Source organism: Sulfitobacter sp. OXR-159, from assembly GCF_034377145.1.
In the GTDB taxonomy this organism is placed as follows: domain Bacteria; phylum Pseudomonadota; class Alphaproteobacteria; order Rhodobacterales; family Rhodobacteraceae; genus Sulfitobacter.
Window position 1 is genome coordinate 3,457,362 of record NZ_CP139707.1, and the last position, 20,914, is coordinate 3,478,275.

Consider the following 20,914-nt stretch of genomic DNA (forward strand, 5'->3'; position numbering starts at 1 on the left):
TGATCTCTCCCGATATTCTGGCCCGCCTCCCCGGCGCATCATTGGTAGAGCGCCCGGCGACAGGTCACAATCCCTGCCGTAAGTCGCCGCCCGCCGCAGCATTTGCCGCAAAGCCACATTCCCCGCGCTTTGCCCGTGCAGCGCATCCGTTTGTTGATTTTTTCGACCCTTAGGTGAATATGGCCGAACTGGATATATTGCCCCTATGCGTTAGGTTTTGCCTTGGGGTTAAAATTTCGCCGCCTTCTGGTGGCCAGAGACAAGGGCTATAATTGGTGCGGCGACCCGAATTTATACTGTTTCTCGGATGTCTCGCCATCACCTTTGGGGTGTTTCTCTACAGCAATCGCAGCAATGATCTCGCCACCGAACGGGCCTTTGACCGGATCGCCGAGGAAAGCCTGCAAAGCCTCGACGCGAGGATGCACACCTATTTGCAGAGCCTCAACGGCATCGCCGCCTTCATGAACGCCTCTGACGAAGTGACCGCCAGCGATTTCGCGCATTACGTCGATACGCTGGAGATCGACACCTTCCTGCCCGGCATCAACGGCATCGGCTTTGTCGCCCCGGTCGCCCGAGGGACCGAAGAGGCTTTCATCGAAGAGGTAACCGCCCTCGGGATAGAAGATTTCCGGATCCACCCCAACACCGGCAACGCCGAGAAGATGGTGATCCAATATATCTACCCCCAAGGGCCGAATGCAGAGGCCGTGGGCCTTGATATCAGCTTTAACGAGGACCGCCGCCGCGCCGCCCTGCGGGCCCGCGAGACCAGAGAGCCGCAACTGACACCGCGCATTCTGCTGGTGCAGGACAAATCCCGTCAGCCCGGTTTTCTGTTGCTGCGTCCAGTCTATGCCGCCGGCAACCGTCCGGCGCAGGATACGGCAGGCTTTATCGGTTGGGTCTATGCGCCCTTTGTCGGTGCAAACCTGCTGAACGCGCTGACCCCGGCTCAGGGGGAGGCCTATGAAATCAAAGTCTTCGATGGGCTGACCACCGCCCCGGAGAACCGGATTTTCGACAGCACGCCCGAAGGTGTCGAAAGCGGGCATCACAGCATTACCCAAACGATCGAACGCTTTGGCCGCCCTTGGACTGTGGTCCATGTCAGCACGATCAGTTTCGACAGCGCCACGCACAGTGCCGTGCCGGAGATCCTGTTGATTTCCGGCATATTGCTGGCGATCCTTTTCTTCGTCGCCTTCCGCAGCCTGCGCCAGCGCAGCGCGGCCCTGGGCGAGCTTGCCGTGCTGCGCGAACGTCAGATCGACGCCCATGACGAGGAAAACCGCGCCGTCATCGAGAACGCTGTGACGCCTATTTTCTTGCTCGACGGCGAGGACCGCGTGCTTTTCGCCAACCAAGCGGCACTGGTCTGCTTTGGCTATGGGCATGAAGCGCTCAAGGGGATGGATTTCCGCAATCTCGTCACCGACTTGATCGAAGACCATGACCACGAGCAGGTCAACGCGGCAGGCAAGACCTGCTTTGGCCAAGACTTGAAGCTTGATCTACAACGCAACAGTTGGACCACCTACACCGGCGAGCGGCGCGTGACGGCAATCGTGCGCGATCTGACCTCGGAACTTGCGGTGCAGGATGAACTGGCGAAGAACAAAGCGCTCTATGACCTCGCCCTCGAAGGCGCGCAGATCGGCGTTTTCGACATCGACCTGCGTACCGGGAAATCCGAGGTGTCCGACACATGGCGGCGCATTCTGGGGATGGCCGATTTCGAGCGGTTGACCGATCCGCAGGCCGAATTCCTCAAACGTGTCCATACCGAAGACCTGCCGCTGCTGAACCAGACCGATCAGGCCTGCATCTCGGGGCAGCAACAACGTTCCGTCACCGAATACCGGCTCAAGATTGGCACCGGGGAATGGCGCTGGATGCGCTCGGACGCGGTGGTGACCGAACGCGATGAAAACGGCACTGCCTTGCGGATGGTCGGCACCCAGACCGATGTGACCGACATCGTCCATGCCCGCAACGCGCTTGAAACCAGCGAGCGGCGGTTTCGGCAGGTGCTGGCAGCGGCCCCCGTGGGCATGGCGATCCTGGGCGAAGGGGGCGTGTTCAACAGCGTCAACAGCGCGCTTTGCACGCTCTGCGGCTATAGCGAAGAAGAACTGCTGTCGAATACCAAACTGGGCGATCTGATGCCCGAAGGCGATTTGCAAAAGCTCTATGGTGAGGTTCGCGGGCTCGTCGATTCGCGCAGTTCACAAAACTATCAGGCCGAATACCGCATTACTCACAAGCTGGGCTATGAACGCTGGGGCCTGTTCAACGTCTCGTGGACCTTTGACAAGAACACGCGCGGCCATGTCTTTATCGTTCAGATCAACGACATCACCGACCAAAAGAAGCTTGAGCAGATCAAGAGCGAATTCGTCTCGACGGTCAGCCATGAGCTGCGCACGCCGCTGACCTCGATCAAAGGGGCCTTGGGTCTGATCGACACCACGGACAACAGCCGCTTCCTCCCGGCGCATATCCGGCTGATCGACATCGCGCGCAGCAATGCCGACCGGCTGTCGCATATCGTGAACGATATTCTGGACCTCGAAAAGATTTCGTCGGGCGAGGTGCAGTTCGATTTCCACGATGTTGATCTGAACAAGGTGATCAGCGACTCGGTCAACGAAATGTCGCCCTTCGCGATCACTCATAACAACATTCTGGGCGTGCAACTGCCCGACAAACCGCTGACGGTTCGGGTGGATGAAAGCCGCACGCGGCAGGTCTTGGCCAATCTTATCTCAAACGCCTGCAAATATTCCGATGCCGAGAGTGAGGTGCAAATTCGCGCCGAGCGGCTGGGGGACCGGGCGATTGTCTTTATCCAGAACACCGGCCCCGGCGTGCCGGAAAACTTCCGCCCGCGCATCTTTCAGGCGTTCTCTCAGGCCGATGGGTCCGACACCCGTGCCAAGGGCGGCACCGGGCTGGGGCTGAACATCACCCGGCAGATCATCAAACGTCAGGGCGGTACCATCGGATTCGAAAGCATCCCGAAAGGCGTCACCGTCTTTTGGTTCACCTGCCCCATCGCCGAGGCCGAAACCGTGCAATCGCCCGCCGCCCCCGACGCGGAAGTCGGGGAGCGGGACACGAAGCTGCGCGTGCTGCATATCGAAGACGATATAGACTTTGCAGAGGTGATCCGCACCGGTTTGGACAGCGTGGCAGAGGTGACCAATGTCACCAACCTCGCCCAAGCGCAGAAGTTGATCGGCCAAGAAGAGCTTGATGTGGTGATCCTTGATTGGTCCCTGCCTGACGGCGATGCCCGCTCTTTGTTGGAGGATATCATCCGTCTGCACCCAGAGGCCAAGATCATCAGCCTATCCGCCGACAACAACCGAGAGCCCGATCCCCGCGTCGGGATCAACCTTGTCAAATCACGGAGCGGGATCAGCTCGGTGGTCAACTCAATTACGGGAACAACCGCACGCGCATCTTAACCTGTCGCACCACGGCGAAGTGACGCTAAAGTGCGACACGCCATATTATTGCCAATATGCTCTGGCATTTTGTTTAAATTACAACGCACATGTCATGCTATAGTTCGAGCATGTCCGCTTCGGGGCGAGGAATTACGAGTGTCTTCAAAGCCATTTACCAAGCGTACCGCCGCCACATTTTTTCTGGGCACTGCCATTTCCGGCAGTTGGTACACCGCAACATCCGCACTTTTCGCGGGTCAAACGGGGGAGGTTATCCCCGTCGTCGGCGCGATCATTCTGGCGGGGCTAACACCCTTCGCCGCGAACGCGCTCAGATCAAGCCCAGAGAGGGGTGCTGATCGTTCCGATATGGAACAAAGGCTTAGGGCATTTGATAGCCACGCCATTGTGAATATCGTCGATACCGGCGGAATGCTGGAACAGGTTAATGATCGGTTCATCGAACTGACGGGCTATACCCGCGATCAATTGATCGGCCAGCCTGTGTCGATGCTGTACCAAGATGAGTTTCGCGAACTTCTGGCGGAGATACGCGCCACCCTGATGGCCGGCAAAACATGGCAGGGAGAGACCCCGCTGCGCTGCGCCGATGGTCGGGTGATACAGACGCAATGCACCGTGATGCCCCTTTTCGACAACAAAGGGGCATGGTCCGGGTCGATCTCAGCCCGTACCGATGTGACCCACGCCAAGGAACTTCTGGCCGAACGCGACACAGCGGAAACGCTCTATGAACTGCGCGATGACATTTGGATCGTCGATGCCGAGACCGAGCGTTTCAGCTATATGAACCGCGTCGCCATGAGCCGAAGCGGCTGGTGTACCGACACCTATACCGAGCAAACGCTCGAAACCTTGGCAGAGAAAAGCGACAATCCAGCCCTTCTTGAGGCCTGCCGAGATCTGAAAAAGTCGGGCAAGGCGATGACGCAGTTCGACACGCAACTGTTTGGCAATCATTTCCAAGTCACCATCAAACTTCTGCCCACCGGCGGCGCGGCAGGGCGGTTCCTGGTCATGTTGCACGACGTTTCAGATATCATCAGCGAAGAGCGGATGAAATCGGAATTCATCTCAATGGTCAGCCATGAACTGCGCTCGCCCCTGACCTCGATCAAAGGCTCTATGGGGCTGCTTTTGTCGCGGGCGGCGGGTGAATTGCCGAGCAAAGCGCGGGCGTTGCTAGAAATCTCCCACCGCAATGCCGACCGGCTTGTGCTGATCATCAATGACATCCTCGATCTGGAAAAGATCGCGAACGGGCGGCTGGAGTTCAACCTTGAAGAGGTTGATATCGCAGAACTTCTGCATGAGACCAGCGCCGCGAACGCCTCGCTTGAGCAGCGCCACGGCGTGCGCATTCAGGTAGAAGGCACGGATGACCTGAACAAAGTGACCACAGATCCGAACCGGGTCATTCAGGTGCTGACGAACTTCTTATCCAATGCGTCCAAATTCTCCAAACCCGGAGAGCGCGTTACCATTCGCGCCGAAGAGAATGAGAACGAATTGCGCATCTCTGTGGCGGACCGCGGCCCGGGTATCCCGGCCTCTGAGCAGCACAAGGTGTTCCAGCGGTTTGCCGATCTGTCCAACTCCAACCGGGCCGACAATGGCGGCACCGGGCTGGGCCTCAGCGTCTGCAAAGCCATCGTCGAGAATCTTGGCGGTAAAATAGGTTTTGACAGCCGCGAGGGATTTGGTACGACATTTTACTTTACCCTGCCGAAGAAAAATTCTCAGGTAGCGGCAGAGGAACCGGCTGCGTTGCTGCGCGAAGCCTCCTAGAGAGAGTATGGAATGATCAAACTGCTGCACGTCGAGGATGACGCCGATATTCGTGAAATCGCGCTGATGGCGCTTGAGCTAAGCGGCGATTTCGACGTCGTCCAATGCGAGACCGGGGAAGCGGCGCTGAATCAGGTTCAGTCCTATACGCCCGATGTGATCCTGCTCGATATGATGATGCCCGGCATGACCGGTCGCCAGACCCTTGAGAAGATGCGCGAAATGGATAGCCTGCGTGACGTTCCGGCGATCTTCATGACCGCCCGCGCCCAGCATAACGAGATCGAAGAGCTGCGCGATTTAGGGGCCGCTGACGTGATCAGCAAACCCTTCGACCCCATCGCTCTCGCGGATCAGGTCAAGGCGGCGATGCGGGCCAACTAGGCCAGCGACCACTTGGCCTGCCCTATTGGGCAGCTTTTAGATAAATTGTCTGTAGGAATGGGGTCGGCGCAAAGCACGGCCACCGTGCCCTTAGGCTTGGGCGTCGATCTGCTGCCTGCAATGCGCGACGAAACCATCCAGTTCCGAGATGATCTCGATCGGGCAATCCGCGCGTTCAGCGCGAGGTCCGGCGAGATGCTCGACGATTTGGGTTTCGCACTGACGCGCCAGCCGGCCAAGCTCTTCAAAGCCGAGCGACCCGGCGCTGCCTGCGATCTGGTGCAGAATGGCCTGCGCGCTGGCCAGATTGCCTTTGATCTCATCCACGGTCGTCCCGTCCCAAGCGGCCAAGCCATGGGTTGCGATCAGCGTCTGGCGCTCGTCCAGCATTTCGACAAAGCGCTTGCGAATGCGCTCTATGCCGGGAAGTTCAGCTAACATTTTAGTCATGCCTGTTGATCATTCTGCCAAAAGTCATTGAGCGATTTCGTATGTGCCTCACTGGCGGCTTCTGCGCTTGCATGAGCCTGCGCCAGCGCATCCATGACGGAATTGCCGCTCTTCCAGATCAGCCGCACGGCCTCCCCCGCGCTGACACGCGGGTGAACACGTTCGCCATTATTGTCGAACAATTCGGTTTGAGACAACTCCAAGTTAACCGCATCCATCAAACCGCCCATATTCGGACGCCAACCGCTTTCCGTAACGCACACGAAAGTGCCATTGCCCGCGTAGGACATGAGCACCTGATGGTCGACAAGCGTATCAGACAGGATCTCGGCCACATCGGACACAAGGCTATAGAACTCGAAAGAGGTCATCGTCGCGTGGAAGGCGTCAACCTCGCGGATGGTAAAGGCAAAGGCGGTGGAGCCGAAAAGCGCGCTGCGCGACAGCTGTGCGACGTAGTTTTCCATCGCGGTGTAGTCGATCACATTGTCCACGTCATAGATCGGGACCGGCTCGAACAACTCCATATGGGTGGCCTGATCGGCGATGGTCTTGGCGGCGAAAATCTTCTTGGTCCGCTGCTGACGCTCTTTCACCATGCCTTCGACCAGCCCGATGCGAGATTTCAGCTCGGCAATCTCAAAAGGCTTGGTCACATAGTCGGTTGCCCCGGCGGCAAAGGCCGCGTCGATATAGCGTTTGTCGGACATCGCGGTGAGCATCAAAATTGGCGTATCGGCATGGCGCGCCGAGTTGCGAATGTGCTGCGCCAGTTCGATCCCGTCCATGCCCGGCATCTGAATATCAAGCATGAAGCAATCAATCGGCCCTAGGTTCGGATCGCCTAACATATCAATCGCATGCAGAGCCGATGGGGCGGTCGTCAGTTCATGCGCACCGATAATCTCTACAAATTGCCCGAGCAATTCGAGGATAATCGGGTCGTCATCCACCGCCAGAATTTTCATTACATCTCTCCACAGATCAAAATCTTTGGGGCCCAAACTGGACGGACCGCTGCTTTGTCCTAATTTCTCTGGGAACTGTGGCCTAATTTTGACGAATTCTTAGTAAATAGGCGACAAACCGGGGCACTGTTTCCATATCGAGGGAATTAGACCCGAAAAACGGCCATCTTTACCGCATTTTCATTTTTGATCGGACGACTCGCCACTTCGCGTCCAAGGGTGATTCCCCTCAACGCAAACGGCCCGACGTTTCCGCCGGGCCGCTCTATCCTCATCCCCTTGGGTCTTAGCCCAAGCTTGCCTTGATCGCCTCGGCGGTGGCGCCCACGACCTTATCCGCTTCTTCGCGGGTCAGGCAGAAGGGCGGCGCAAAGCCGATGATGTCGCCTTGGGGCATGGCGCGGGCAATGACCCCGGCCTTGAGCATATCGCCGACGATGGTCGGCACCACTTTGCGCGCCGGATCAAACTGCGTGCGGCCATCGCGGTCTTCGACCAATTCCACGGCGCAGAGCATCCCTTCGCCGCGAATATCGCCCACTTTGGGGTGATCCCCCAACGCCGCCTTCATCTGCGCATTAAGATAACCGCCCACGTCCGAGGCATTCTCGATCAGTTTCAGATCGTCGATCAGCTTGAGGTTCGCGATCCCCGCAGCCGCGCCGATGGGGTGGGCCGAATAGGTCCAGCCGTGGCCGATGGGGCCGTTTTCATCGGTGCCCTGCTCCAGCACTTTCCACATTTTGTCGCCGACGATAGAGCCCGACAGCGGTGCATAGGCTGAGGTCAGACCCTTGGCGATGGTGATCAGGTCCGGCTTCATGCCGTAGTGATCCGAGCCGAACATGCTGCCCAGACGGCCAAAGCCGGTGACAACCTCATCCGCGACCAGCAGGATGTCGTGTTTGTTCAGCACTTCCTGCACGGCAGCCCAATAGCCTTCGGGCGGCGGCACGATGCCCCCGGTGCCCAGAACCGGCTCACCGATGAAGGCTGCGATGGTGTCGGGGCCCTCGCGTTCGATCAGCGCTTCCAATTCGCCCACCAGATGCGCGGTGAACTCTGCTTCGCTCATGTTGGCGTCGGGGCGGCGGTAGTAATAGGGCGCATCGGTGTGCACCACCTGCGCCAGCGGCAGGTCGAATTTCTTGTGGAACAGCTCCAGCCCAGTCAGCGAGCCCGTCACCAGACCCGAGCCGTGATAGCCGCGCCAGCGCGAGATGATCTTCTTCTTCTCAGGACGGCCAAGGATGTTGTTGTAATACCAGATCAGCTTGACGTTCGTCTCATTCGCGTCCGACCCGCCAAGGCCGAAATAAACCTTGCTCATCCCCTCCGGCGCGCGGTCGAGGATCATCTTGGACAGGGTGATGCTCGCCTCGGTGCCATGGCCGACGTAGGAGTGGTAATAGGCCAGTTCATGCGCCTGCTCGGCAATCGCCTCGGCGATCTCGGTCCGGCCGTAGCCCACGTTCACGCAGTAGAGACCGGCAAAAGCGTCGAGCATCTGGTTGCCGTCGCGGTCCGTGATATGGCTGCCTTTGGCGGTCTTGATCACCCGTGTCGGGCTTTCGCCGCGCGCGTGCTGCGCCAGATGGGTGGAGGGGTGAAAGAAATTTTCACGGTCCCATTGTTCGAGCATATCGTTCTTCAGCATTGGTCTTTCCTTTCTTCCGACGCGCCTTTGCGCCGTATCTTCAAATCTCAGGCCCAGTCACGGCAGACGTATTTCACTTCCGTAAAGGCTTCGAGTCCCAGCCGCGACCCTTCGCGTCCGATGCCCGATTGTTTTGTCCCGCCAAAGGGGATCGGCGCGCCGGTCACCTTGGTGCGGTTCACCGCCACCATGCCGAAACACAGCGCCCGGCTGGCGCGGTAGATGCGGCGTGGGTCTTGGCTGTGGACATAGGCCACCAGCCCGTATTCCGTGTCATTGGCCCGTGTGATCGCCTCATCCTCACTGTCGAAGGCCGCGATGGCGGCCACGGGGCCAAAGGTTTCCTCGCGCATGATCAGCGCGTCCGCAGGCACATCCGCCAGCACTGTCGGCTCAAAGAACAGCGGTCCCATGGCGTGACGCTTGCCACCACAAAGCAGCCGCGCCCCACGGTCAAGCGCATCTTTGACGTGCTCTTCTTGTTTGGCGACGGCTTTCTCGTTCATCAACGGCCCGATGTCGGGATCATCCGCGCCGACGCCCACGGTCAGCGCCTGCGTCGCTGCGGTGAATCGCGCGCAGAAGGTCGCATAGCTGTCGCGGGCAATAAAGAAGCGGTTGGCACCGAGGCAGTCCTGACCGGAGGTGGCGAACTTGGCCTTGATCGCCTCTTCGACCGCGCGGTCCATATCGGCATCATCGAACATGATGAAAGGCGCATGGCCGCCGAGTTCCAGCACCAAGCGTTTCACACTGTCGGATGCCTGACGATACAGGAGCTTGCCGATCTCGGTAGACCCGGTGAAGGAGATGGCCCGCACGCGGTTGTCCTCCATCCAGGGCTTCACGATCTCCGGCGCTTCGCCAGTGACGACGTTGAACACGCCTTTGGGCAGCCCCGCCTGTTCGCCCAATTCGGCCAGTGCCAGCGCCGAGAATGGCGTCTCTGCCGACGGGTGCGCCACCACGGTGCAGCCTGCCGCCAGCGCCGCACCTGCCTTGCGGGTCAGCATGGCAGAGGGGAAGTTCCACGGGGTGATCAGTGCGGCCACGCCCACCGGCTCGCGCCAGATTTCCACCTCTGCATCCGGCAGATGCGAGGTGACGCCTTCGATGTTGGGGCGGCGCGCCTCTTCGGAGTAGAACTCAAAGAAAGACGCGGCATAGTCGATCTCTCCGCGCGATTCCGAGATGGGTTTGCCCTGTTCGGCGGTCATGATCCGCGCCAGATCCTCGCGGTTTTCCAGCATCAGATCGCGCCAGCGGCGCAGGATGGCGCCACGCTCTTGCGGCAACAGCCCGGCCCAATGGGGAAAGGCGGCATGGGCGGCATCCACCGCGGCGCGGCTGTCGTCGGCGTTAAGCTTGGCAACCGACCCCAAGACCGCACCGCTTGCCGGGTCAGTCACCTTAAAGTCGTCGCTCTGCGCGCCAGCAACCCATGCGCCGCCGACATAGGCGAAATGGCGGGCCAGCTCGCCCCGGGTCAGCGCGGGCAGACCATCGGCGGGGGTTGGGCTCATCTTGGTCATCGGGCACCTCCTTGGGATGAATTGCCCCGAAGGTAACGCAGGATGTGGCGCGGGTTTGACCGAATATCACACCATCGGCAGGAGGTTTTGCGGCGCGGCCCCCTGCCCGCCGCAAAAACTACGGCGGCTCAGCTTTCGTCTTCGGGCAAGAGCAGCGACAGCGGCAGCGGCGCCGATTTGACCGATTTGGTGACCACATAGGTGAAATAGCGCGTCAGCCCGGCCTGCTGATCCAGCAGCGCATCCATCAGACGTTGGTAACTGTCGATGTCGCGGGTGACGACCTGTAGCAGATAGTCAAAGCCGCCGCCCAAGGCCCAGCACTGGACGATCTCATCATGCTGCGCGATTACGGCTTCGAAGCGTTGAAACGCCTCGGCACGATGATTGCCCAGTTCGGCCTGCACAAAGACGGTGACATGCGGGGCGATGCGGCGCAGGGCGATATGGGCCTGATAGCCGGTAATGATGCCCGCAGCCTCCAGCCGCGCGAGCCGTTCGCCGCAAGCGGTGGGACTAAGATGAACCTTGTCGGCAAGCGCAGATTTGGCGATGCGCCCCTCGCGAGAGAGGATCGACAGCACCGCGATATCGCGTTTATCCAGTTTGACAAAGCTCATGCCAGTTTCATGAGAGCGCAGGTCAGACTTGTCAATTGTCATGATTGTGGTGATCATCCAGATCATGACAAAATGGCGCCCAGACCCCGGATCCCTGACCCGACCTGCCTACCGTTCACTCGTTCAGACGATTGAAACGGCGATTCAGAACGGTGTGCTCAAACCCGGAGACCGGATGCCAACGCAGCGCCAACTGGCGTTCGATCTGTCGCTTAGCGTGCAAACGGTCAGCCGCGCCTATGACAAGCTGGTTGAGGCGGGCAAGATCGTCGGAGAGGTGGGGCGCGGCACCTTTGTGCGTGCGGCGAGCGATGATATCTCCATGCCCTTCGTCAGCCGCAAGGCCGCTGGACGGTTGCTGGATATGTCGATCCTAAAACCCGTGCTGGATCACGCCCATGAAGAGGCAATGCAAAAGACGCTCCGCGCATTGGCACGCTCCTTGCCCCGCGCGATGATGGGCGGGTTTCGCCAAGACCTCCGCGCCGGAGACAGCAGCAGCGCGGTGCGGCGCTGGCTCTCGCTCTGTGGGTTGGATCTGCAGGGTATGGCAGTGATCCCGACCAATGGCAGCACCAGCGCGATGACCGTGGCGATGATGACGGCGGCCCAGCCCGGTGATCTGATTGTTAGCGAAGACATCGGCCACCACACCCTGCGCCCCCTCGCCCGCTTTTTGGGCATCCGCCTGCAAGGAGTAAGCGTCGACGCAGGTGGCATCTGCCCCGACGCGCTGGAGCGGGTCTGCGCGAAAGAGCCTGTCAAAGCCGTCTACCTGATCCCCAACGGGGCCAATCCGCTGGCCTTTACCATGACCGAAAGCCGCCGCGCCGCGGTGATCGAGGTGGCAAGACGCCATGACCTGCTAATCATCGAAAACCAATCATGGGGGCCGCTGCAAGACGCGCCGCCACCGCCGATGGCAGCCATGGCGCCAGAACGTGTGCTCTATTTCACCAGCCTCACCAAATGCCTGATGCCGGGGCTGCGGGTCGGTTATCTGGTGGTGCCGGACCACCTTGGGGCCTCGGCGGCCAACCGGCATATGGTGACCAGTTGGATGGCCACCAATATGATGACCGAGATCGCCGGGCGCTGGATCGAGGAAGGCACCGCCCAAACCCTGCTCAACCGTCAGCAACTGGCCCTGCGCGACCGCGCCGATTTTGCCGCCAACGTCTTTCGCGGGCTCGACATGCGCACCAGTCCAAACGGGCTGCATCTTTGGTTGCCATGTCGTGACATCTACGAAGAGGCTGAACTGGTCAAATCCATCCGCGAGAGCGGCGTCGCCGTGGCCAATGGAGCCAGTTTCGCCATCGGCCCGCCAGACCGCCACCCCGGCCTGCGTATCGCCGTCGGGGGGCAATCCTTTCCTGAATTTGCCCGCGGGATTCGCATGATCGATGCAAGATTACGCAACAGGGGTAGGACAGAGTGACTGTGAGAGCGTCTCAAATTGTCATGGATCAATATTCACATTGACATGATTGGGATCGGTTTAAATGATCTAACAGTCAGGACATTAGTTTCGCTGCGGCCTTTGTGCTGCGCGGACAATAAATGAAAGGGAGTAACATGGCTATTTTCAAGACCGTAATCACCGGGGGTATCCTCGCAGCCGTGACGAGTGTCGCAGGCGCGGCCTCTGCCGACACATGGCGCTATGCCTTCGAAGAAGCACTCGACGAAGTGCAGGGCAAATACGCCCAGAAGTTCAAAGAAGAAGTCGAAGCGAACTCCGACCACGAAGTTCAGCTCTTCCCATACGGCACCTTGGGTGAATCCGTAGACACGATGGAGCAGGCACAGGCTGGCATCCTGCAGTTCGTCGACCAGTCGCCCGGCTTTACCGGCGCGTTGATCCCCGAGGCGCAGGTCTTCTTCGTGCCTTACCTGCTGCCGCAGGACGGTGAGCAACTCAACGAGTTTTTCCGCACCTCCAAGGCCATCAACGAGATGTTCCCCGCGCTCTATGCAGAGCAAGGTCTGGAACTGCTCAGAATGTTCCCCGAAGGCGAGGTCTGCATGACCACGCAAGAGCCGGTCAAAACGCCTGAAGACCTCAACGAGGTTAAGTTCCGCGTGATGACCAATCCGCTCTTGGTGGAAAGCTACAAAGCCTTTGGTGCCACGCCAACACCGCTGCCATGGGGCGAAGTCTATGGCGCGATGCAGACCGGTATCATCCAAGGTCAGGAAAACCCCGGCTTCTATCTGGAATCCACCAAGATGTACGAGGTGACAGACGTCATCACCTGCATCGGCCACAACAACTTCACCACCGCTGTGATGGCCAACAAGGATTTCTATGACGGTCTGTCCGATGAGGACAAAGAGGTCGTGGAAAACGCATCCGACGCCGCATTCGACTATATCCTCGAATACCAGTCCGGCCTGCAGGAAAAGTCGCTGGAAAACATCGCAGCGGCGAAGCCCGACATGCAGATCAACATCCTGTCCGAAGAAGAGCGCCAGCCCTTCAAAGACAAGGCTGCATCGGTCGAAGAAGCCTTTATCGAGATGACAGGCGACAGCGGCAAAGAGATCCTTGAGCAATTCAAGGCCGACCTCGAAGCCGTTAAGTAAACGCATCCTTTCACCCTCCGGCACTGTCCGGGGGGTGACCTTATTTTGACGCGATCCATTTTGAACCATTCACGGGATGACGCCGGTGACGGAAGACAACCACAGTTCGCAACTGCAATCGCAGACAGACACCACCGGCACTGATGACGCCCCCGTTGGCACCTACAAATCCACCCTACCCGGCCCGCTGGGCACAATCGACAACGCGATCAGCTGGCTTGAGTCTGTGATGCTCGCCGCTGGTGTGTTGCTGATGGCGGCCAATACGATTGCCAATGTGGTAGGTCGTTTCGTCTTTCAAAGCTCGATCTTCTTTTCCGAAGAATTGAACAGCATCCTGATCATTCTCATCACTTTCGCGGGCATTTCCTATGCCGCGCGGCATGGGCGGCATATCCGCATGTCTGCGATTTTCGACGCCCTGCCCCCGCGCCCCCGCAAGGTGCTGATGATCTTCATCGCCTTTGTCACCGCCGTCTTCATGTTCGGCCTCGCGTGGTACGCGCTGCAATATATCATGACCCAAGCCGGGCGTGGCCGCCTGTTGCCTGCGCTGCAAGTGCCGGTCTGGTGGACGCTGGTCTGGGTGCCCTTCGGCTTTTTCATGACGGGGCTGCAATACCTGCTAACCGCCATCAAAAACATTATCGAGCCTGACATTTACCTGTCGACCAGCGTGCTGGAAGGCTACGACGACAACGAGCGGGAGGTCTAAGCGATGGCTGCTACCATTTTCTCCATCATGGTCGTCCTGCTGCTGCTGGGCTTTCCCATGATGATCCCCCTGATCGTCGGCGCGTTTGTTGGCTTCTATTCCCTCTTCGGCGGTTTCGGCCAGCTAGAGACGATGGTGCAGCAGATGATGGCTGGCGTCCGGCCCGCCTCGCTGATCGCCGTGCCGATGTTCATCTTTGCCGCCGATATCATGACGCGCGGCCAGTCCGCCGGGCGGCTGATTGATATGGTGATGTCCTTCGTGGGTCACATGAAGGGCGGTCTGGCGGTTGCCACGGCTGCGGCCTGTACCATGTTCGGCGCGGTCTCAGGCTCTACGCAGGCCACAGTGGTTGCAGTGGGCTCCCCCCTGCGGCCCCGGATGCTCAAGGCCGGGTACAAAGACAGCTTTGTACTGGCGCTGATCGTGAACTCCTCCGACATCGCCTTCCTGATCCCGCCCTCCATCGGGATGATCATCTACGGCGTCGTCTCGAACACATCCATTGCAGAACTCTTCATCGCGGGCATCGGGCCGGGCCTGCTGATCCTCGCGCTGTTTTCGGTCTATTCGGTGATCTACGCCTACCGCCACAACGTCCCCACCGAAGAGAAAGCCACATGGGGCGAGCGTGCCCGCGCGGTACAACAAGCGCTTTGGCCGCTGGGCTTCCCGGCGATCATCATCGGCGGCATCTACGGCGGTGTTTTCTCTCCGACCGAAGCGGCGGCGGCCTGTGTGCTTTACGCCATATTTCTTGAGATGATCGTCTTTCGTGAGATCGACTTTGCGGGCATCTATGAGACGGCGAAATCCACCGGGCTTATCACCGCCGTGGTCTTCATCCTTGTTGCGGCGGGCGCGGCCTTTTCTTGGGTGATCTCTTTTGCGCAAATCCCGCAGGCGGTTTTGGCGGGCATCGGGATCGACAGCATGGGGCCGATTGGGGTGCTCTTTGTGATCTCCATCGCCTTCTTTATCGGCTGTATGTTCGTGGACCCGATCGTGGTGATCCTCGTCTTCGTGCCGATCTTTGCGCCGGTGGTCGACTCGGTTGGCCTTGATCCGGTGCTGGTCGGCACGGTCATCACGCTGCAAGTCGCCATCGGCTCGGCCACGCCGCCCTTCGGGTGTGACATCTTCACTGCCATCGCGGTCTTCAAACGGCCCTATATGGAGGTCATCCGCGGCACCCCGCCTTTCATCATCATGTTGCTGAGCGTCTCGGTTGCCCTGATCTTCTTCCCACAGATCGCCCTGTTCCTGCGCGATCTGGCTTTTGCGAAATAAGAGGAGAGCGTCATGTTCACCCATATCCTCGCCCCCTATGACGGCTCGGTCAATGCCGACCGCGCATTGATGAAGGCGGCAGAGATAGCCAATCTGACCGGGGCAAAGGTGACGCTGCTGACGATCTACCGGCATCATTCGATGCTGGAGGCGTCGCTGTCGATGGTGCGGGTGAACGATCCGGGCAATATCGACGATGCGATGCAGGCCCATGCGACCGAGATCATCAGCCACGGCAAACAGTTGATGAAAGACGCAGGCGTCGAGAATGTACGCGCTTTCGTGCGCTCGGGCCGACCGGCGCGGGCGGTGACCGAATTCGCCAAGAAACATGATGCCGATCTTATCGTCATCGGCTCTCGCGGGTTGGGGGCGACAGGCGATAGCTATCTGCTGGGATCGGTGTCACACAAAGTCACGGGGCTTGCGAAATGCCCTGTGCTTGTCGTCTAGATCAAAGGAATATTCAGGTGACACCCCCTGTGCAAAGCGAAACGCTTGACTGCCGTTTGCGTGAAGATGATCCCGTGCGCCTTGGCGCGATGCTGCTGTCGACCGACATGACCTTTGAGCGTGACGCCGCACGGTTGATCGACCCCGCGCAGGCCGCATTGCATGTGGCGCGGATCGCGTTTGAGAACCCCACCACCCCCGAGCGCCTGCGCGCCATGACCCCCGATATGGCCCGCACAGCGGCGCTGCTGGTGCCGGGGATCAAGCTTTCGGCCATCGCCTTTTGCTGCACCTCGGCCTCTGTCGCCATCGGTAATCCTGCGGTACGCGAGGCCATCGGCGAAGGGCTCCCCGGCGTGCCGGTCATCACCCCCGCCTCTGCCGCTATCGCGGGTTTTGCAGCACTTGGCGTGAAACGTGTGGCAATGCTCACCCCCTATTTACCTGAAACCGCCGCCCCCCTCGCCGCCTATTTCGAGGAACAAGGCCTACAGGTCATGCGCAACGGCGCATTCGGGTTGGAAGACGACCGCGACATGGCGCGGATCGACGACGAAAGCATCATCAACGGCGCCAAAGCACTGGACGGAGCGGAAGTAGAGGCATTTTTCCTCTCCTGCACGTCTTTGCGCGGTGTCGACGTGATCGACCGGATCGAAGCCGCTTTGGGCAAGCCGGTCGTGACCTCCAACCAAGCGCTGTGCTGGGCATTGCAACGGATGGGCGGGCTGTCAGGCCGTCCCGATGGCTATGGCCGTCTGTTCGACTGCGACATGCCAAACGTCCATGCACAGGGCATCATTCCGTGATCCCGGCCCCTCTGGCCGGATCACAATATTCGGGTAACCAGACATGAAAGGGGCTGGCCTATGACCACGTATGAGGCGAATTTTACCAACAGCGAGTACCAGCGCCGGGTCGACCGAACGCGCAAGACCATGGCCGCGCGCAACATGGATGCGATCGTGGTCAGCGACCCGTCGAACATGTCTTGGCTGTCGGGCTATGACGGTTGGTCGTTCTATGTCTACCAAGCGGTGATCGTGACCCATGAAGGTGAGCCCGTCTGGTGGGGCCGCGGCATGGACGCGCTTGGCGCACGACGCACCGTCTTCATGGAGGATGACTGCATCCGCGGCTACGATGACAGCTACGTGCAGAACCCCGAAAAACACCCGATGGAAGACCTCTCGGCCCTACTGAGCGAAATGGGGTTGGAGAACGCGCGCATCGGCGTTGAGATGGACAACTACTATTACTCCGCCCGCGCCCATGACACGCTGAAAACCAAGCTGCCCAAGGCGACCTTTATGGATGCCACGGCGCTGGTGAACTGGGAACGCGCGGTCAAATCCGAGCGCGAGATCGAATACATGGAACGCGCTGCGCGGATCGTGGAGGAAATGCACGTTCGCATCCTCGAAGTCGCCGTGCCGGGGATGCGCAAGAACGATTTGGTGGCCGAGATCTATGCCACTGGCATTCGCGGCGCTCAGGGGTTCTGGGGCGACTATCCGGCCATCGTGCCCATGGCCCCATCGGGCATGGACGCCACCGCCCCGCATCTGACGTGGGACGACCGGCCCATGCAGCCCAACGAGGCGACGTTCTTTGAGATCGCAGGCGCACACCGGCGCTACCAATGCCCGCAGTCGCGCACGCTGTTCTTTGGCGATGTCCCGCAAAAATACCGCGACGCAGAAAGCGCCGTGCTGGATGCCATCGACGCCGGGCTCGAACAGGCCAAACCCGGCAACAAGGCCGAGGATATCGCCAATGCTTTCAACAAAACGCTCAACAAGGCGGGGTTTGAGAAGGACAGCCGCTGCGGCTATGCCATCGGCATCAGCTACCCGCCCGACTGGGGCGAGCGCACGATCTCTTTCCGCCGCGGCGACACGACGATCCTAGAGCCGGGCATGACTTTCCACTTTATGCCCGCGCTCTGGCTCGACGACGGCGGGCTTGAGATCACCGAGCCGATCCGCATCACCGAGACCGGCCATGAATGTTTCTGCACCACACCGCGAAAGTTGTTTGTTTCCGCATGACCAGCAATCCCATCACCCCGACCATCCCGCTCGACAAACCCGGCGCGCATCACGGCTTCCTGCGCCTGCCCTACAGCCGCGATGACAGTGCCTGGGGCTCTGTCATGGTGCCGATCACTGTTATCCATGGCGGCGACGGCCCCACGGCGCTGCTGACAGGCGGCAACCACGGCGACGAATACGAAGGGCCGATTGCGTTGCAGGAACTGGCGGCCACGCTGGATCCGGCGCAGATCAAGGGCCGCGTCATCATCCTGCCGATGATGAACCAACCCGCCTTTGCCGCTGGCCGCCGCTGCTCGCCCATCGACGGCGGCAATATGAACCGCAGCTTTCCCGGCAACCCGGGCGGCACGGTGACCCAGAAGATCGCGCATTACATCGCGACCGAACTGGTGCCGCTGGCCGATATCGTGCTGGATTACCACTCAGGCGGGCGCACGCTGGATTTCCTGCCCTTCGCCGCCGCGCATATCCTGCCCGACAAGAAACAGGAGGCCGCCTGCATGGCCGCGATGGAGGCCTTCAACGCCCCCTATTCCATGAAGATGCTAGAGATCGACAACCGCGGCATGTTCGACACGGAAGTGGAGGAACAGGGCAAAGTCTTCGTCACCACCGAACTCGGCGGCGCGGGCACGTCGACCGCCAAAAGCGTCGCCGTCGCCCGCAAAGGCGCGCGCAATCTGTTGATCCATTCAGGGATTTTGACTGGCGAGCCCGAGATGGCAGAGACCGTGATGCTCGACATGCCCGATGGGCGCTGCTTCACCTTTAGCGAGACGAATGCGTTGCTAGAGCCGCTGGTCGATCTGGGGGATGAAGTGACCGAAGGCCAAGCCATTGCGCGGCTCTGGCCCAGCGACCGTAGCGGTCAGCCCGCAATCACCGCCCATGCGCAGCTGAGCGGCATCCTGACCGCCCGGCATGTGCCGGGGCTGGTCAAGATGGGCGATTGTATCGGCGTGGTGGCGCAGGTGGTCTGAACCACCTGCAACGCCTCATTCGTCGACGGGGAAGTAGCAGGCTGCCGGATGCGGTGCCCCCTCAAGCACGGGGCGCTCTTTCCGGCAGACGTCCTGCACCTTCCAGCAACGCGGCGCAAAGGGGCAGCCCTCGGGGATCGCCAGTGGGGAGGGCAGTTCGCCTTGCAGCTTGATGCGCTCCTTGCCGCCTTCGGGGTCGGCGCGTGGAGTCGCGGAAAGCAGCGCCGCCGTATAGGGATGGCGCGGGTTCTCAAAGACTTCGTCCTTCGGCCCCTTCTCAACCGCGCGGCCCAGATACATGACGATCACATCGTCGGCGACGTGGCGCACCACTGACAGGTCATGGCTGATGAAGAGATAGGCCAGCTGCATCTTTTCCTGAAGATCCACCAAGAGGTTCAGGATCGCCGACTGGATCGACAGATCCAAAGCCGAGACAGGCTCGTCCAGCACCAGCACCTTCGGGTCCAGCATCAACGCCCGCGCCACCGCAATCCGCTGGCGCTGACCGCCTGAGAACATATGCGGGTAGCGGTCGTAATGCTCGGGCCGCAGGCCAACCAGACGCAGCATTTCGCGCGCCTTTTCCTCGCGCTGCTTCTTGGACATGTCCTTGCGGTTGATCACCAGCGGCTCTTGCAGGATCGTGCCGATCTGTTGGCGCGGGTTTAGGGAGCCGTAGGGGTCTTGGAACACGATCTGCACATGCTGGCGCAGGTCGGCCCAATCCTCGGGGCGCACCTGTTTGCCGTCGAGTGTGAGGGAGCCTGCGGTCGGCTCTTCGATCATCGTGACCATCCGCGCCAGTGTGGATTTGCCACAGCCGCTTTCGCCCACCACAGCCAGCGTCTTGCCGGGGTGCAGTTGGAAATCGAGGCCCGCAACAGCCTTCAATGTCTGCGTCTTGCGTAGGAAGCCGCCACCAACCTGATAGTGACGCTCTAGCGCGTCGGCGGTCATTACGGGGGCAGTCATGACGCGACCCTTTCATCGGTGTTGAGCGGATAGAAACAGCGCGCCTTGCCGAGGTCTTCGCTCAGCGGTGGCGGGTTCTCGGCGCGGCATTTGTCGTTGGCGAACTTGCAGCGCGGGGAGAACAGGCACCCGGCAGGGCGATCGAACTGGCCCGGCACCACGCCGGGGATTGTCGGCAGGCGTTTCTCTGTGGCACGCTCTGGCAGCGCATCCAAGAGCGCCGCCGTATAAGGGTGATGCGGCTCGCGGAAGAGCGGCAGCACCTGCTGCTCTTCGATCTTCTGACCGGCATATTGCACCGAGACACGCTCGGCGGTTTCGGCCACCACGCCCATGTCATGGGTGATCAGCACCAGCCCCATGCCGGTCTCTTCGCGCAGCGAGGTCAGCAGGTCGAGGATCTGCGCCTGAATGGTCACGTCGAGCGCGGTTGTCGGCTCATCCGCGATCAGCAGCTTGGGCTTGCAGGCAATCGCCATGGCGATCATCACGCGCTGGTTCATCCCGCCCGACATCTGGTGCGGGAAGACGGAAAGGCGCTTTTCCGGGTCCGGGATGCCGACCTGCTCAAAGAGTTCAATCGCCCGCTTGTGCCGCTCGGCCCGGTTCAGGCCAAGGTGAAAGCGCAGGGATTCTTTGATCTGCCAGCCCACTGGGAAGCAGGGGTTGAGCGAGGACATCGGCTCTTGAAAGATCATCGCAAGGTCATTGCCGACAATCTTGCGCCGGGCGCGCTTGTCCATTTTCAGCAGGTCATGACCGTCGAAGGTCAGCTCATCGGCGGTGACGGTGGCGGTCCAAGGCAACAGGCCCATCAGTGCCAACATCGACACCGACTTGCCCGAGCCACTTTCGCCGACAATGGCGAGGATCTCGCCGGTGTCGACATCTTGGTCAACCGAGTCCACGGCGCGGAACTTGCCCGAGGCGGTGGCGAAATCGACCGAGAGGTTGCGGATACGCAGAAGAGACATCAA

General features: G+C 60.1%; 18 protein-coding genes. 11 read left to right on the forward strand and 7 right to left on the reverse strand.

Features of this window, described 5'->3' with window-relative positions:
• The first annotated feature begins 275 nt into the window (after window positions 1-275).
• The 3 genes from T8A63_RS17730 to T8A63_RS17740 all read left to right on the forward strand — a co-directional run bounded on the left by T8A63_RS17730 (window position 276) and on the right by T8A63_RS17740 (window position 5,651).
• Entirely contained in the window at window positions 276-3,476 is a 3,201-nt protein-coding gene (locus T8A63_RS17730) for a CHASE domain-containing protein (protein WP_322344591.1), read from the forward strand.
• A gap of 138 nt (window positions 3,477-3,614) precedes the next feature.
• Entirely contained in the window at window positions 3,615-5,267 is a 1,653-nt protein-coding gene (locus tag T8A63_RS17735; RefSeq protein WP_322344592.1) for a PAS domain-containing sensor histidine kinase, read from the forward strand.
• A gap of 12 nt (window positions 5,268-5,279) precedes the next feature.
• Window positions 5,280-5,651 carry a response regulator gene (locus tag T8A63_RS17740; protein WP_322344593.1) on the forward strand — a complete coding sequence of 124 codons (372 nt, stop codon included), beginning with the start codon at window positions 5,280-5,282 and terminating at the stop codon, window positions 5,649-5,651.
• Between the two features lie 90 nt (window positions 5,652-5,741).
• On the opposite strand, the gene T8A63_RS17745 is transcribed toward T8A63_RS17740, so the two are convergent.
• The 5 genes from T8A63_RS17745 to T8A63_RS17765 form a co-directional block, all read right to left on the reverse strand.
• Window positions 5,742-6,101, reverse strand: coding sequence for an Hpt domain-containing protein (locus T8A63_RS17745; RefSeq protein ID WP_067940935.1), 360 nt, complete (start codon window positions 6,099-6,101; stop codon window positions 5,742-5,744).
• Window positions 6,098-7,069, reverse strand: coding sequence for a response regulator (locus T8A63_RS17750; RefSeq protein ID WP_322344594.1), 972 nt, complete (start codon window positions 7,067-7,069; stop codon window positions 6,098-6,100). Before T8A63_RS17750 ends, T8A63_RS17745 begins: the two co-directional genes overlap by 4 nt.
• A gap of 286 nt (window positions 7,070-7,355) precedes the next feature.
• Window positions 7,356-8,726 carry an aspartate aminotransferase family protein gene (locus tag T8A63_RS17755; protein WP_322344595.1) on the reverse strand — a complete coding sequence of 457 codons (1,371 nt, stop codon included), beginning with the start codon at window positions 8,724-8,726 and terminating at the stop codon, window positions 7,356-7,358.
• A 47-nt stretch (window positions 8,727-8,773) separates the two neighbouring features.
• Complete coding sequence (locus T8A63_RS17760) at window positions 8,774-10,258, reverse strand: NAD-dependent succinate-semialdehyde dehydrogenase (RefSeq protein WP_322344596.1); 1,485 nt, start codon at window positions 10,256-10,258, stop codon at window positions 8,774-8,776.
• Window positions 10,259-10,386: 128 nt separating this feature from the next.
• Window positions 10,387-10,878 carry an Lrp/AsnC family transcriptional regulator gene (locus T8A63_RS17765; protein WP_067626389.1) on the reverse strand — a complete coding sequence of 164 codons (492 nt, stop codon included), beginning with the start codon at window positions 10,876-10,878 and terminating at the stop codon, window positions 10,387-10,389.
• A 64-nt stretch (window positions 10,879-10,942) separates the two neighbouring features.
• Between T8A63_RS17765 and T8A63_RS17770 the strand changes: the two genes are divergently transcribed.
• The 8 genes from T8A63_RS17770 to doeB all read left to right on the forward strand — a co-directional run bounded on the left by T8A63_RS17770 (window position 10,943) and on the right by doeB (window position 18,962).
• Entirely contained in the window at window positions 10,943-12,319 is a 1,377-nt protein-coding gene (locus T8A63_RS17770; protein WP_322344597.1) for a PLP-dependent aminotransferase family protein, read from the forward strand.
• Window positions 12,320-12,456: 137 nt separating this feature from the next.
• Window positions 12,457-13,467 (forward strand): TRAP transporter substrate-binding protein DctP, encoded by a 1,011-nt coding sequence (dctP, locus tag T8A63_RS17775; protein WP_067626378.1) that lies wholly within the window; start codon window positions 12,457-12,459, stop codon window positions 13,465-13,467.
• A gap of 76 nt (window positions 13,468-13,543) precedes the next feature.
• Complete coding sequence (locus T8A63_RS17780) at window positions 13,544-14,182, forward strand: TRAP transporter small permease (protein WP_206054276.1); 639 nt, start codon at window positions 13,544-13,546, stop codon at window positions 14,180-14,182.
• A 3-nt stretch (window positions 14,183-14,185) separates the two neighbouring features.
• A complete protein-coding gene (locus tag T8A63_RS17785; protein ID WP_300050424.1) occupies window positions 14,186-15,472 on the forward strand; it encodes a TRAP transporter large permease in 1,287 nt (428 codons plus the stop codon).
• A 12-nt stretch (window positions 15,473-15,484) separates the two neighbouring features.
• Window positions 15,485-15,925, forward strand: coding sequence for a universal stress protein (locus tag T8A63_RS17790; protein ID WP_093927501.1), 441 nt, complete (start codon window positions 15,485-15,487; stop codon window positions 15,923-15,925).
• Window positions 15,926-15,942: 17 nt separating this feature from the next.
• Window positions 15,943-16,734: an aspartate/glutamate racemase family protein gene (locus T8A63_RS17795; RefSeq protein ID WP_167360229.1), complete on the forward strand. Its 792-nt coding sequence runs from the start codon at window positions 15,943-15,945 to the stop codon at window positions 16,732-16,734.
• 60 nt (window positions 16,735-16,794) lie between these two features.
• A complete protein-coding gene (gene doeA / locus T8A63_RS17800) occupies window positions 16,795-17,976 on the forward strand; it encodes an ectoine hydrolase DoeA (RefSeq protein WP_067938832.1) in 1,182 nt (393 codons plus the stop codon).
• Complete coding sequence (doeB, locus tag T8A63_RS17805; RefSeq protein WP_322344598.1) at window positions 17,973-18,962, forward strand: N(2)-acetyl-L-2,4-diaminobutanoate deacetylase DoeB; 990 nt, start codon at window positions 17,973-17,975, stop codon at window positions 18,960-18,962. Before doeA ends, doeB begins: the two co-directional genes overlap by 4 nt.
• A 15-nt stretch (window positions 18,963-18,977) precedes the next feature.
• Here the strand turns inward: doeB and T8A63_RS17810 are convergent, their stop codons facing one another.
• Window positions 18,978-19,937, reverse strand: a complete 960-nt coding sequence (locus tag T8A63_RS17810) for an ABC transporter ATP-binding protein (RefSeq protein ID WP_093927504.1) — start codon at window positions 19,935-19,937, stop codon at window positions 18,978-18,980.
• Window positions 19,934-20,911 (reverse strand): ABC transporter ATP-binding protein, encoded by a 978-nt coding sequence (locus tag T8A63_RS17815; protein WP_322344599.1) that lies wholly within the window; start codon window positions 20,909-20,911, stop codon window positions 19,934-19,936. The genes T8A63_RS17810 and T8A63_RS17815 overlap by 4 nt, the downstream gene beginning before the upstream one ends.
• Window positions 20,912-20,914 lie beyond the last annotated feature (3 nt).